We start from the raw sequence: 13,036 nt of genomic DNA on the forward strand, positions 1-13,036 counted from the left end.
TTATTGAAAATATTTTAATCTCTCCCGAAAATTTAATCGGGAGAAATAATAATGCGGTTCAATTTCAAATATGAAAAAAGTTATCCATATAATATTTATTTTTTATTTTTTTGCCGGATGCCACACTTTCGAAAATTCCATTTCTGAAAAAATAGTTGATCCACAATTTGATTATAAAATTTACAATCCTCAGCCAAATGATAAAATTATTTCTCGATCTGAATACTTAGATAAATTATACGGATTTTGGCTTGGTCAATCAATTGCAAATTGGACCGGATTAACAACCGAAATGGATAAAATTGGAAATATCGGTGAAATAAAAACCGGTGCGTTTTATACAAGAGAGGATTGGGAAAAACCGGATTTACCAAATATTTGGAATGATTATATGGACACAAATTCATCAAAATTAATTGATTTTGTTTTTGAGGATGAAAATGGAATTTGGGGTTCGGATGATGATACTGATATTGAATATATGTATCAATATTTGCTGCACAAAAATGAAACTGGAATTCTAACCGGAGAACAAATCAGAGATGGCTGGTTGAATCATATAAAATCCGAAGAAGAAAATTTTTTGTGGGTCTCAAATCAAAAAGCATTTGATTTAATGAGAGCTGGTTTTATTCCGCCGCAGACTGGAGATCCAATTAATAATTCAGATTTTGAAATGATTGATGCTCAGCTTACAACAGAAATTATTGGATTGTTTGCGCCATCAAATCCGGAAATTGCGTTGAACATTGCTCATCTTCCAATTCAAACTACAGCAAGAAAAAATTCTGAATGGATTTCTGAATTTTATGTAATTATGCACTCGCTTGCAATTTTATATGACAAAAATAAATCACCAAAAGAAAATATTTTGTGGATGGCTGATCTTGCAAGAAAACGCCTTCCAAATAATTCTTATTCCGCAAAAATGTATGATTATGTTAAAAGCAGATATTCGGAAAACATTCCTTGGGAAAAAGTTAGAGATGAAATTTATCAGCGTTATCAAGTTGATCAATTGGATGAATATGATATCACATCGAAAAATCTTACATGTAACGGATGTTTTGCGGCGGGAATAAATTTTGCATCGAGTATAATTAGCTTGCTTTACGGCGAAGGCAATTATAAGGAGACAATAAAAATTGGAACTCTTGCCGGCTGGGATTCGGATAATCCAACATCAACTTGGGGCGGACTTTTAGGATTTATTCTCGGCAAAGATGAAATTGAGAAAACATTTAATCGCAAATTTTCTGAAAAATATAATATTCATAGAACCAGACAAAATTTTCCAAACAACGGAATTGATACTTTTTCTAATATGGCAAAAGTTGGAGTTTTTATTGTTGATAGAGTTGTTCAAGAACAAATGAACGGCGGAATAGATTTAGAAAATAATGTTTGGTACATTCCCCAAAAAGAAATTAAAATAATTCCCGCTGAATGATTTGATTTAAAGTACTTAAAAATTGACCTAAAATTATTTTAAACTTTCCAAAAGAAGATTTTGTCCAAAGATTAAATTATTGGGAATATTATAATGTGTAAAATCATTATAAAAATTTTTGTTCTATTTATTTTTGTTCTAACTTTTACAAATTGCAATGAAACGGAAAATCCAACCGAGACAAGTGATTCCGATATAACAAATAATTCCGATAGCGGAAACACAATTGTAGAAATAACCAGCGAAAACAAAGAACCACACGAAGATCCAAACGATTATATTTGGGAAGATACAAGTGTTACAAAAATTCAACTAAACGGAAATTCAATAAGTAGTGAAACAACAGCCGGAATTTCAATAAACGGAAGTATTTTAACAATTTCCGCATTGGGAAATTACGAATTAAGTGGAACGTTAAATAACGGTCAAATTAAAATTGATATTGATGAAACTGATTTAACATCGGTTGAAAATTTGGGGAAATCTTCTTCATCAACAAGTGATGAAATTTTGAGATTAATTCTTAACAATGTTGAAATTACAAATTCTTCAAGTGCACCAATTTATATTGCAAATTCACCAAAAACATTAATTGTTTTATCAGATAATTCCACAAATACTTTAGTCGATGGCACAACCTACATTTTTGAAAATGCAGAAATCGAAGAACCAAATTCAACAATTTTTTGTAACGATGATTTAACAATTTGCGGAAACGGAAATTTAATTATTGATGCAAATTATAATGATGCAATTACAAGCGAGGACGGCTTAATTTTAAAAAGTGGAAATATTAATCTAACTTCGGTCGATGATGGAATTAGAGGAAAAGATTATTTAATTGTTAAAGATGGTAATATAGAAATATCTTCAACCGGAGATGGATTTAAGTCTGATAATACCGAAGACGTAACTTGCGGATATGTTTCAATAGAAAATGGAACTATCGATATAACATCTTTCGGCGATGCAATTTCTGCAATAACCGATGTATTAATTTCAAACGGAACAATCAATATTAAAACTACGGGAACAAATACAACAGCAACATCTTCCAAAGCAATTAAAGGTTTGGTAAGTGTTGTTATTGATGATGGAAATTTTATAATTAATTCTAACGATGATGCAATTCACTCAAATAGCTCGGTAACGATAAATAACGGAACTTTTACAATTTCGGCAAAGGATGACGGACTTCACTCTGATAACACGGTTGCGATAAACGGCGGAACAATAAATATTACAAGTTCGGTTGAAGGCATCGAAGGAAAATACATTTATATAAATGATGGAAATATTTATGTTGCTTCAACCGATGACAGTTTTAATTCATCAGCCGGTTCACGAACTGAAAATGATGATAACAGCTGCACATATATTCATGGCGGATTTATTGTTTTAGTTCCAACCAACGGAGATGGATTAGACAGCAACGGCGATTTGGAAATGACAGCCGGAACTGTAATTATTCATGGTCCATCGAGTCAGCCGGAAGTGATGATAGATTACAACGGAACTTTTAATATTTCGGGAGGATTTTTAACATCCTCCGGAAGTTCATCAAATATGACTCAAGCGCCAAGTTCAAGTTCATCACAATATTGCGTTAAGATAATGTTTAATTCATCAATTTCTGCTTCTACAATTGTTCACATTCAAGACAGCGATGGAAATAATGTTTTAACTTTTCAACCACAGCATAAATATCAATCGGTTGTGTTTTCTTCATCAGATTTACAAAAAAGTAAAACATATTCTATTTACAAAGGCGGAAGTTCAACCGGAACAAATAAAAATGGCTTAATTGAAGGCGGAACGTATTCCGGAGGAACTGTTTATAAAAATTTCACAATTTCGAATACTGTTACAAACGTTAATTAAATTTTCATTGAAAAATATAATTTGTGCTGATTTACAAAATCAGTATGAGTTATATTACTTTTCAAATCCTACACTTTTTTTGTAGTTTAATCCTCAAGAAAATAAATTACAATTTTTATGAAAGAAAATTATTTTGAAGGAAAAGAGTTTAAGAATATTAATTTTTCTAAAAGTAAATTTGAAATTGCAGAATATGAAAACTGTTCTTTTATTGGCTGCAATTTTTCGAAAGTTAACTTAAGTAATTCGTCTTTTACTGATTGTAAATTTAAAAATTGTGATTTCAGTATGGTGAAAAATGCCAATGTGGCATTCAGAAAAACAGATTTTACGGAATGCAAACTTTTAGGCTTTCACTTTGAAAATTGCAATGAATTTTTGCTTTCTTTCTCATTTACAAATTGCCAATTAAACTTTTCTTCATTCCACAAAATGAAATTGCACAATACAAAATTCATAAATTGTAAACTGCAAGAAGTCGATTTTACAGAAGCTGATTTTACAAATTCCAATTTTGAAAATTGTGATTTTACGGATGCAATTTTTAATCGCTCAACTTTAGATAAATGCGATTTTTCAACTTCGTATAATTTTATTATTGATCCCGAAAACAATAAACTGGCAAAAGCTAAATTTTCATCTGCAAATGTTTTGGGATTGCTAGCAAAGTATAATATTGAAATTGAATGAGATTTTAAATCATCATGATTATTCTGTGATTCAGTATTCTTAATTTGCAATCATTCTTTTATAATTAAAATTTTGATTAATTTTAACTCACCCGAATAACTTTAAAGAATTATGACTTTTGAAAACTTTAAACTCAGACTTTCTCAAGCAAAAACTGAAGAAACAGTTAAATCAATTTATGCCGAATATTTTAAAATAAAATATGACACATCTGATAAACATGATTTATACACATCAAAAGTTTTGTTTGAATTTAAGCTTGATAAAAACTTTATTAATCTTAAAGCACTTGCATCAATATTAGCTCAAACTCTTTATTATGTTAGAAGACTAAAATATGAAGAAATAGAAAAGAAAATTCCGTATTATATTTGCCTTGCCGATAAAAACGAAGCGGTAATTTCAGAAACAAATAAATGGATAAATTATTATTCAAATGATTCTTACGATTGGGAAAGACCGCCAAGCAAACCCGATCCAAAATTGGTTGATCATATTGTTAAAGAACCCGAAACTCAAAAACTTCACATTTACAAAGTTTCAAACAAAAACGAACACACTGTTTTTTATAAACTTTTAAAGACTTGCTTAAATCCTCAATTTCTGTTGGAGTTTGCTGATAAAAAAATTATTAACGAAGAAAATTTTGAGGCTGTTTTTGAACATTGGCGTGAAATTATAGGCAAATATATTATAAACGGGTACAAAGAATCTTATTACTTTCTCGCAAATATTCAAAGAGAAAAAATAATAATTGATAAAGAAAGTAGTCGTGTTGTTTTTACTTTTGAAGATAAAAATTCCAAAACTCAAAAAATATTAATGAATGATTATGAGTATTTCTGGAATTTATATAATTACGTTGAAGAAGCAGAAACAATAAACGGAATCCATGCAAAATTAGATAGATTAACTGATGAAAGCCAAAGAAGATTCGAGGGTGAGTTTTACACTCCTTTACGTTTTGCTAAAAAAGCTATAAGATATTTTGAAGATGTCTTAGGTAAAAATTGGTACAAAACCGGAAAATATAGAATTTGGGATATGGCTGCCGGAACCGGAAATTTAGAATATCATTTGCCGGCTGATGCTTATCAATATCTTTATCTTTCTACTTTGCATGCAAGCGAAGCTGATCACTTAAAAAAAGTTTTCCCCGGAGCAGCTTGTTTTCAGTATGATTATCTGAATGACGATATTGAATACTTATTTAACAAAGATGCTCTTCCTTTTAAACCTAATTGGAAATTACCGGAAAAACTTAGAGATGAATTAAATGATAAATCAATTACTTGGATCGTTTATATAAATCCCCCGTTTGCAACTGCTCAAGTCGGTGGCGCAAATGCCAAAAGAGATGAAAAAACAGAAGTAAGCAAAACAAAAATTGAAACAATAATGACCAAAGAAAATATTGGTCATGCAAAAAGAGAATTGTTTGCTCAATTCATGTTTAGAATTGCAAAGGAAATGCCGTCTAAAACTTTTTTTGGAATGTTTTCAACATTAAAATACTTAAATGCTCCGGATAGTGTTGAATTTCGAAATGAACATTTTAATTTTGAATTTGTGAAGGGATTTGTTTTTAAATCAACAAACTTTCATGGCGTTACTGGAACATTTCCAATCGGATTTTTACTTTGGAATCTAGAGAAAAAAAACAATATAAATAAAATTCAACTGGAAATTTGTAACGATGAATCAAAATCAATTGGTTATAAATATATCAGCTTAATAACAAAAAATGATGTAATTAATAAATGGTTTTCTCGTCCGGAAAATTCAAAAGATTTTATTTTACCTCCGTTAAGCAATGGAATTACTGTTAAAGAAGATAACACAGACACAAGACATAGAGCAAGACCGGATTTTTTAGCATCTATTTGCAGTAAAGGAAATGATTTTCAAAATGCAAATTATGTTGTAATTCTTTCTTCGCCAAGTGTAAGCGCCGGAGCATTTACTGTTACAAAAGAAATTTTTGAAAAAGCTTTAATCCTTTTTGCTGTAAGAAAAATTCCTAAACCAACATGGTTAAATGATAGAAATCAGTTTTAAAACCAAGCAAAATTTTAGAAGATGAATTTATAAATGATTGTGTTGTTTGGAGTTTATTTTCAAATTCAAATGAAACTACTTCTCTAAGCAATGTTCAATATCTTGGAAAAACATATAAAATAAAAAATGATTTTTTTCCATATTTAATTGAAACAGTAAAAAATTGGGAAATTAAAGATTCGGATTTCAAACTTCAATTAACACACGATCTTGATAGATTTGCAGCAGTTTGGTTAAAAGATAAAAAGCTTTCTGAAGAAGCAAAGTCGGTGTTATCAAAAGGTAAGGAAGTTTATAAAATTTTTTATGCAAACTTAAATTTAATGGCAACACAAAAATATAAAATCACAAATTGGGATTCCGGCTGGTATCAAATAAGAAGATGTTTAATAGAACACAATATCGGCAATGATAAAATTGACGAATTAAAAAAACTTAATTCAGATTTAGCTGTTAAAATTTTACCCCAAATTGAAGAATATGGATTTTTAGATAGAGATGAGGTTTATGAAGAAATATGAAGTTTTGTGTTTTATTTTTTCTCTTAATGTTGATGATAAAAATTAAGACACCCCAACTTATTATATTGCATTTGTGACCAACATTTATTTCATTATGTTTAATCCTCATCAACAAATTAAATAACTTTATGAAGGTTAAATATTATGAATAGATCAAGTTTTATAATTACAGCTTTTTCAGCGTTTCCATTATTTGCATTTTCAAAATTAAAATCGATTGGTGAAGAAAGAACAAAAAAGGGATTCAAAGTCAATAAAGGTGAAGCCCGTTTTGGTGAACATTACAAAATGAAAGGTGTTACACTTAACAATTTGGATATCAAAATTTCGGGTAAGGATTCTGGGGGTGAGCAGGCTGTTTTTGAGCAAACAGGATTAACTCCAAATGGCGGACCGCCTCTCCACATTCATCTATTTCAAGATGAATGGTTTTATGTAATAGAAGGCGATTACAAATTTCAAGTTGGTGATGATTTCTATAATTTGAAATCCGGAGATACAATATTTTTACCAAAAAATGTTCAACATGCTTTTTTACAGCTTACAGAGAAAGGCAAAATGATTGTATCATATTCTCCGGCGGGCAAAATGGAAGCCTTTTTTAAAGCTACAAATAATTGGACATCTCCTCCAACAAAAGAAGAAATTAATAAAGTTTTTGAAGATAATGAAATGAAAGTGGTTGGTCCGCCGTTAAAATTAAATTAGCTTAATAAAATATTGTTTCTAAAATGAATAAAAGTTATAAAGTTCCCGTACAAACAAGAATTGGTCATGTTCATCTAAAAGTTTCGAATATAGAAAAATCATTAAAATTCTATAAAGAACTTTTGGGTTTTGATTTAGTAACAATGTACGGAAACCAAGCTGCATTTATATCTGCGGGCGGTTATCATCATCACATTGGATTAAACACTTGGGAAAGTGAAAATTCACCTCCGGCACAAAAATCTGGAGTTGGACTATACCACGTTGCTATTCTTTATCCAACCAGAAAAGATTTGGCAGAAATTTTTTACAGATTGATGAATGCAAAATATCCAATTTCCGGTGCGTCCGATCACGGAGTTTCTGAAGCAATTTATTTAGAAGATCCGGATGGAAACGGAATTGAATTATATTGGGATAAACCAAAAGAACTTTGGCCTAAAAAATCCGATGGTTCGATTGAGATGTTTACAAAACATCTTGATTTGGAAAATTTACTTTCTGAATTGGATAATTAAAAATAATAACCAAAATTGAAACACATAACAAAAACTGTTTGGATATTATCTTTAGTAAGTTTATTTACGGATGCCGCCAGCGAAATGTTATATCCGATAATGCCCATCTACTTAAAGTCAATCGGGTTTTCTATTTTACTAATTGGAATTCTTGAAGGATTTGTTGAAGCCGCCGCCGGTTTAAGTAAAGGCTATTTTGGAAAATTATCGGATAATTACGGAAAGCGTGTTCCGTTCGTCCAGCTTGGTTATTCATTGAGTGCAATTTCAAAACCGCTGCTGGCAATTTATATTTTACCGCTTTGGATTTTCTTTGCGAGAACAATTGATAGATTGGGAAAAGGAATTAGAACCGGCGCAAGAGATGCAATTCTTTCAAGCGAAACAACAATTTATACCAAGGGAAAAGTTTTTGGTTTTCATAGATCAATGGATACGTTTGGCGCTGTTCTGGGTCCGCTTGCGGCTTTGTTATACTTACATTTTTATCCTGAAGATTATAAAACTTTATTTTTAATAGCGTTCATTCCCGGAATATTAGCTGTAATTACTTCGCTGCTTTTAAAAGAAAAACAATTTCAATCTCAAAAAAAATTATCAAATGTTAATTTCTTTTCGTTTTTAAAATATTGGAAACAAAGTAATTTAGAATATAGAAAATTGGTAATCGGACTTTTACTATTCGCAATATTTAATAGTTCGGATGTTTTCCTTTTACTTAAAGCCAAGCAGTCTGGTTTGGATGATTCAACCGTAATTGCAATTTATATTTTCTATAATTTAATATTTGCACTGTTCTCATTTCCAATTGGAATAATTGCGGATAAAATCGGTTTGAAGAAAATGTTTATAATCGGGTTATCTTTTTTTAGTGCAGTTTATTTGGGAATTTCCGTAAACGAAAATATTTACTTTTTCTTTGGAATATTTTTTCTTTATGGGATATACGCCGCAGCTACAGAGGGAATTTCCAAAGCATGGATAAGCAATATTGCCGATAAAAAAGATACGGCAACTGCAATTGGAATGTATTCAGCATTTCAAAGTATTTGCGCAATGATTGCAAGCTCAACGGCTGGATTATTATGGTTTAAGTTTGGAGCTGCAGTTACTTTTATGTTAACCGGAATTTCAACAATATTAATAATTTTCTACTTTATAATTTTTGTACAATCACATAAATCTTTATGAAGAATAATATTTCTCGAAATGAAATTATAAGCAAAATATCAAAAGTTATAAATAGTATTAAATTACCTCATCCAACACGTGTTGCAATTGATGGTCCAGGAAATGCCGGAAAAACAACATTCGCAAATGAATTGGAAAATGAATTAATTAAATTAGAAAGAAATGTAATCCGTTCAACAATTGATGGATTTCATCATCCGCCGGAATTTAGGAGACGACAAGGACAATTTTCTCCCAAAGGATATTTGGAAGATTCTCACGATTATGAATCAATAAAAAAATATTTGCTTACTCCGCTTGGTCCAAACGGTAATTTAGAATACATAGAATCAATTTATAACTTTAAAATCAATCAGCCGACAAATTCAGAAATTAGAAAAGCTGAAAAAAATTCACTATTAATTTTTGATGGAATTTTTCTTTTTAAAGAACAGCTAATTTCAAATTGGGATTACAAAATTTATATTGATGCTTCTTTTGAGAAAACACATCAGAGAGCAATTGAAAGAGACAGTGAATTATTTGGCGGGATTGAAAATGTAAACAAGTTATATAAATTGAGGTACATTCCGGGGCATGAAATGTACCTCTCTATGTATAATCCAATTGGAGTTTCAGACATTGCAATTAACAATGATGAATTTCAAACGCCAACTGTAATAAAGATTTCAAATAACAACTTAAATCAAAATTTACTTAGTTACTTTCCGCAATTAAAAATCTGAAGCAAGAACAACGCTGTTTAATTTATCTGAAATTTGTTCATACACTTTTTGATCATCGTAAATTGATTTAATCTGAATGTCTTTGAACAATTCTGTATTTTCAAAATAAATTTTTGCTAACTGAGCTTTATAACTGATTATTGCATTTCTAGAATTTATTGCTAAATCATTTAGAGCACTTACAAAAATATTATCGTTTTCCTCTGGAAATCTGTTTTTAAATTGTATACTAACAAATATTGCAGATTCTACAACACCTTCATTATCGTTAGTTAATGATTTATAACAATTTGCTACAACAGTTTTAACTTTCTCGCTTTTTGTCGGTTGTGCATTTAGATTGATTGAAAAAAGTAAAATAAGACTTAGTACTATTGCATTTTTTATTGTTTTCATTTTGAAGCTCCTTTCGATTTTTTTTACAAAGAATAGCTCAAATGCCATACCAAAAATAAAAATCGATCGTAACTTGTTTGGTTATAATAGATTATGAAAATTATTACACTGTTATATACTTTTAAATGGATGCCACGTTTGTGCAGTAACTTTTAAAAAAGTGTTGTAACTTATTTAAGTTAAATGAATTAAACCAAAAGGTAGAATTGTTGCTTTTTTAGTTTTGTGGCAATGAGTTTTCACTCGAATATATCTTCATCTTTTTCTTTTAAACGCTGAATTCTATTGTTCAATGCGCGTCTTGTAATTCCCAAAAGTTGTGCGGCAATTGTCTGATTGTTATCCGATCTTTTTAAAGCTTCATTTATCATTAATAATTCTGCCGATTTAAACGTCGGAAACTGCGATGTGAAAATTATTGATCCCGAAAAATTTTCATTCTTATCATAAACATTTTTATCGGCAATATTTTCTTCGGTCCCGATTGTTTTTTTTCTAATACTTTCTAAAGATAAAATTCCGGAAGTGTGTCTGCTTACCGCATCAAAAATAATTCCTTCCAATTCTCTTACGTTTCCCGGGAAAGCATAATTTGTTAAACTTGTGTAAAGTTCCTTCGGCGAAGCCGGTCTTTTTTTATTTAATGTTTCTGAAGCAATTGTTAAAAAGTGACTAATTAAAATTGCAATATCTTCTTTTCTATCTCTTAACGGCGGAATATGAACATGATGTGCTTTTAATCTGTAGTACAAATCTTTTCTAAACGAATCCTCATCTTTCATTTTATCCAAATCTTTATGAGTTGCTACAATTATTCGTGCATCGGAAAGTTTTGCAACATCAGAACCAAGCGGATAATATTTGCCGTCTTGAAGCAAGCGCAAAAGTTTTACCTGCGATTCAATACTTAAATCACCGATTTCATCTAAAAATAAACTTCCGCTTTCTGCTTGTTCAATTAATCCGCGTCTATCTTTTTCTGCGCCGGTGAAAGCGCCTTTTCTGTGACCGAATAAAGTATCTGAAAATAAATTATCATCAACTCCGGCAACGTTTAATGAAACTAATTCTCCTTCTCTTCCGCTTATCTGGTGAATTGCTTTTGCAATTAATTCTTTTCCAACTCCGGTTTCGCCGGTAACCAGTACTGGTAAATTCGTTTTAGAAATTGCTTCAATATATTTAAATATTGAAATCATTTTTGAGCTGTTTGTAATTATATGAGAAAATGCTTCAGGAAATTCCAATTTATCTTTGAATAAAGATTCTTTTAATCGCAAGTTTTCATTTCTAACGTTTGAAAAATATAAACCTCTTTTTATTGAAGTGATTAATCTTTCATCATCAATCGGTTTAACCAAATAATCGAAAGCGCCTAATTTCATGCACTCAACTGCGTTTTCAACATCATTAATTGCAGTAATGATAATTACGGGCATTTCGGGAAAATTTTCTAAAATTTTTGGAAGCAATTCTTTGCCGGAAATATTCGGCATATTTATATCAAGCGCAATTAAAGAATATTCTTTTGATTTAAGCAATTCCAAAACTTTTGTACTGTCGCTGCAAGTTTCAACATTATTAAATCTGTTTGAATTTAAAACTAATTCCGCCGATGAAAGAAAATGAATTTCGTCATCAACAAGTAAAATTGGCTTAAACGGATTTAATTGAATTGTCATAATTTTTCTCCATCTGAACTTAAATATATTGGCAGATAAATTTTTGCTTTCGTTCCTTTTCCCTTTGCGCTTTCTATTAAAAAATCACCGTTATGATTTTTTACAATATTATACGATATTGATAAACCCAAGCCGGTTCCGCCTTTTTCGCGCTTTGTAGTATAGAAAGGATCAAAAATATGCTTCAAATCTTTTTCATCAATTCCTTCGCCTTCATCTTCAACTTCTATAATTACTTTGTTTAATTCTTCATAAATTTTTATTGAAATTTTTTGATCAAAATTAGTTAAAGATTGACATGCATTATTTATTAAATTTATTACAACTTGCTCAAGTCTGTTTGAACTTCCCCAAACCAAAGGAAATCCTTTTGAATAATTTACGTTAAATTTATTTGTTGATTTGCTTATAAAATTATTTGTGATGGAAATTGCAACTTCAACTACTTCATTTATGCTTATTTTTTTAAATTCTTTAGAAGGATATTTGGAATAGTTTGTTAGATTATCGATAATTTTTTTTATTCTTTCCGAGCCGCTTAAAATTGATTCATACGATTTATCAATTTTTTCCACAAAATTTTTGTATGACATTCCACCTAAAGCGAAATCGCCATTTTCAATGTAGTATTGGTTAAGAATGGGTTTTACGTCTTCCCAAATCTTTTTTAACAAATTAATATTCAGCATAATAAAATTATTCGGATTATTAATTTCGTGAGCAATTCCGGAGACTAAAATTCCCAAAGAAGCCATTTTATCCGCATGAATTAATTGCTCGCCTTTAATTTTATTTTGTTCTTCGGCTTCCTTTAATTTTGTTATATCATTTACGATTCCATCGTAAGAAACAACATTATCGTTTTCATCCTTTTGTAAAACAATGCTATTTTTTACCCAGCGAATTGTTCCATCGCGATGAATAATTCTATGTTCAAGAGGAAAAACATTTTCCCCTTTTAATGCACTTTGCGATTGTTTAAGAACATTTTCTTTATCATCATCGTGAACCATATTATACCAAAGTTCCGGATCTTTTAAATAATCAGATGATTTATAACCCGTTACGGCATAACAACCCGGACCATGAAATGTTTCAACCGCTTCGCCATCTTCAATCTGCACGTTATAAATATAATCTGTTAAATATTTTAATAAACGCTTGCTTCTTTCTTCTTTATATTCTTGTTTAATATTGCTGCTCATAAGAATCTTTC

12 protein-coding genes are annotated in these 13,036 nt (G+C 30.2%); 9 read left to right on the forward strand and 3 right to left on the reverse strand.

What is annotated here, in order from left to right; genetic code table 11:
* Nucleotides 1-70 precede the first annotated feature (70 nt).
* The 9 genes from IPH62_05880 (at nt 71) to IPH62_05920 (ending at nt 9,742) form a co-directional block, all read left to right on the forward strand.
* Nucleotides 71-1,450 (forward strand): ADP-ribosylglycohydrolase family protein, encoded by a 1,380-nt coding sequence (locus IPH62_05880; protein MBK7104794.1) that lies wholly within the window; start codon nt 71-73, stop codon nt 1,448-1,450.
* Nucleotides 1,451-1,543: 93 nt separating this feature from the next.
* Nucleotides 1,544-3,331 carry a carbohydrate-binding domain-containing protein gene (locus IPH62_05885; protein ID MBK7104795.1) on the forward strand — a complete coding sequence of 596 codons (1,788 nt, stop codon included), beginning with the start codon at nt 1,544-1,546 and terminating at the stop codon, nt 3,329-3,331.
* Between the two features lie 117 nt (nt 3,332-3,448).
* Nucleotides 3,449-4,021 carry a pentapeptide repeat-containing protein gene (locus IPH62_05890; GenBank protein MBK7104796.1) on the forward strand — a complete coding sequence of 191 codons (573 nt, stop codon included), beginning with the start codon at nt 3,449-3,451 and terminating at the stop codon, nt 4,019-4,021.
* Nucleotides 4,022-4,132: 111 nt separating this feature from the next.
* Complete coding sequence (locus IPH62_05895) at nt 4,133-6,079, forward strand: hypothetical protein (protein ID MBK7104797.1); 1,947 nt, start codon at nt 4,133-4,135, stop codon at nt 6,077-6,079.
* Between the two features lie 323 nt (nt 6,080-6,402).
* Complete coding sequence (locus tag IPH62_05900) at nt 6,403-6,600, forward strand: hypothetical protein (GenBank protein MBK7104798.1); 198 nt, start codon at nt 6,403-6,405, stop codon at nt 6,598-6,600.
* Between the two features lie 144 nt (nt 6,601-6,744).
* Nucleotides 6,745-7,308 (forward strand): cupin domain-containing protein, encoded by a 564-nt coding sequence (locus IPH62_05905; protein ID MBK7104799.1) that lies wholly within the window; start codon nt 6,745-6,747, stop codon nt 7,306-7,308.
* A gap of 23 nt (nt 7,309-7,331) precedes the next feature.
* Nucleotides 7,332-7,826 carry a VOC family protein gene (locus tag IPH62_05910; protein MBK7104800.1) on the forward strand — a complete coding sequence of 165 codons (495 nt, stop codon included), beginning with the start codon at nt 7,332-7,334 and terminating at the stop codon, nt 7,824-7,826.
* Nucleotides 7,827-7,841: 15 nt separating this feature from the next.
* Nucleotides 7,842-9,017 carry an MFS transporter gene (locus IPH62_05915; GenBank protein ID MBK7104801.1) on the forward strand — a complete coding sequence of 392 codons (1,176 nt, stop codon included), beginning with the start codon at nt 7,842-7,844 and terminating at the stop codon, nt 9,015-9,017.
* Complete coding sequence (locus IPH62_05920) at nt 9,014-9,742, forward strand: hypothetical protein (protein MBK7104802.1); 729 nt, start codon at nt 9,014-9,016, stop codon at nt 9,740-9,742. Before IPH62_05915 ends, IPH62_05920 begins: the two co-directional genes overlap by 4 nt.
* Here IPH62_05920 and IPH62_05925 read toward each other — a convergent pair.
* The 3 genes from IPH62_05925 to IPH62_05935 form a co-directional block, all read right to left on the reverse strand.
* Nucleotides 9,731-10,138 carry a hypothetical protein gene (locus IPH62_05925; GenBank protein MBK7104803.1) on the reverse strand — a complete coding sequence of 136 codons (408 nt, stop codon included), beginning with the start codon at nt 10,136-10,138 and terminating at the stop codon, nt 9,731-9,733. The two genes, IPH62_05920 and IPH62_05925, sit on opposite strands and share 12 nt — an antisense overlap.
* A gap of 239 nt (nt 10,139-10,377) precedes the next feature.
* A complete protein-coding gene (locus tag IPH62_05930) occupies nt 10,378-11,820 on the reverse strand; it encodes a sigma-54-dependent Fis family transcriptional regulator (GenBank protein ID MBK7104804.1) in 1,443 nt (480 codons plus the stop codon).
* Nucleotides 11,817-13,025, reverse strand: a complete 1,209-nt coding sequence (locus IPH62_05935; protein ID MBK7104805.1) for a PAS domain-containing protein — start codon at nt 13,023-13,025, stop codon at nt 11,817-11,819. Before IPH62_05935 ends, IPH62_05930 begins: the two co-directional genes overlap by 4 nt.
* Nucleotides 13,026-13,036: the final 11 nt, after the last annotated feature.

Source organism: Ignavibacteriota bacterium (assembly GCA_016708125.1).
GTDB lineage: Bacteria > Bacteroidota > Ignavibacteria > Ignavibacteriales > Melioribacteraceae.

Excerpts from the sequence above, each read along its gene's own strand:
- IPH62_05880 (MBK7104794.1), top strand. The coding sequence starts at position 71 with ATGAAAAAAGTTATCCATATAATATTTATTTTTTATTTTTTTGCCGGA.
- IPH62_05885 (MBK7104795.1), top strand. The coding sequence starts at position 1,544 with ATGTGTAAAATCATTATAAAAATTTTTGTTCTATTTATTTTTGTTCTA.
- IPH62_05890 (MBK7104796.1), top strand. The coding sequence starts at position 3,449 with ATGAAAGAAAATTATTTTGAAGGAAAAGAGTTTAAGAATATTAATTTT.
- IPH62_05895 (MBK7104797.1), top strand. The coding sequence starts at position 4,133 with ATGACTTTTGAAAACTTTAAACTCAGACTTTCTCAAGCAAAAACTGAA.
- IPH62_05900 (MBK7104798.1), top strand. The coding sequence starts at position 6,403 with ATGGCAACACAAAAATATAAAATCACAAATTGGGATTCCGGCTGGTAT.
- IPH62_05905 (MBK7104799.1), top strand. The coding sequence starts at position 6,745 with ATGAATAGATCAAGTTTTATAATTACAGCTTTTTCAGCGTTTCCATTA.
- IPH62_05910 (MBK7104800.1), top strand. The coding sequence starts at position 7,332 with ATGAATAAAAGTTATAAAGTTCCCGTACAAACAAGAATTGGTCATGTT.
- IPH62_05920 (MBK7104802.1), top strand. The coding sequence starts at position 9,014 with ATGAAGAATAATATTTCTCGAAATGAAATTATAAGCAAAATATCAAAA.
- IPH62_05925 (MBK7104803.1), bottom strand. The coding sequence starts at position 10,138 with ATGAAAACAATAAAAAATGCAATAGTACTAAGTCTTATTTTACTTTTT.
- IPH62_05930 (MBK7104804.1), bottom strand. The coding sequence starts at position 11,820 with ATGACAATTCAATTAAATCCGTTTAAGCCAATTTTACTTGTTGATGAC.
- IPH62_05935 (MBK7104805.1), bottom strand. The coding sequence starts at position 13,025 with ATGAGCAGCAATATTAAACAAGAATATAAAGAAGAAAGAAGCAAGCGT.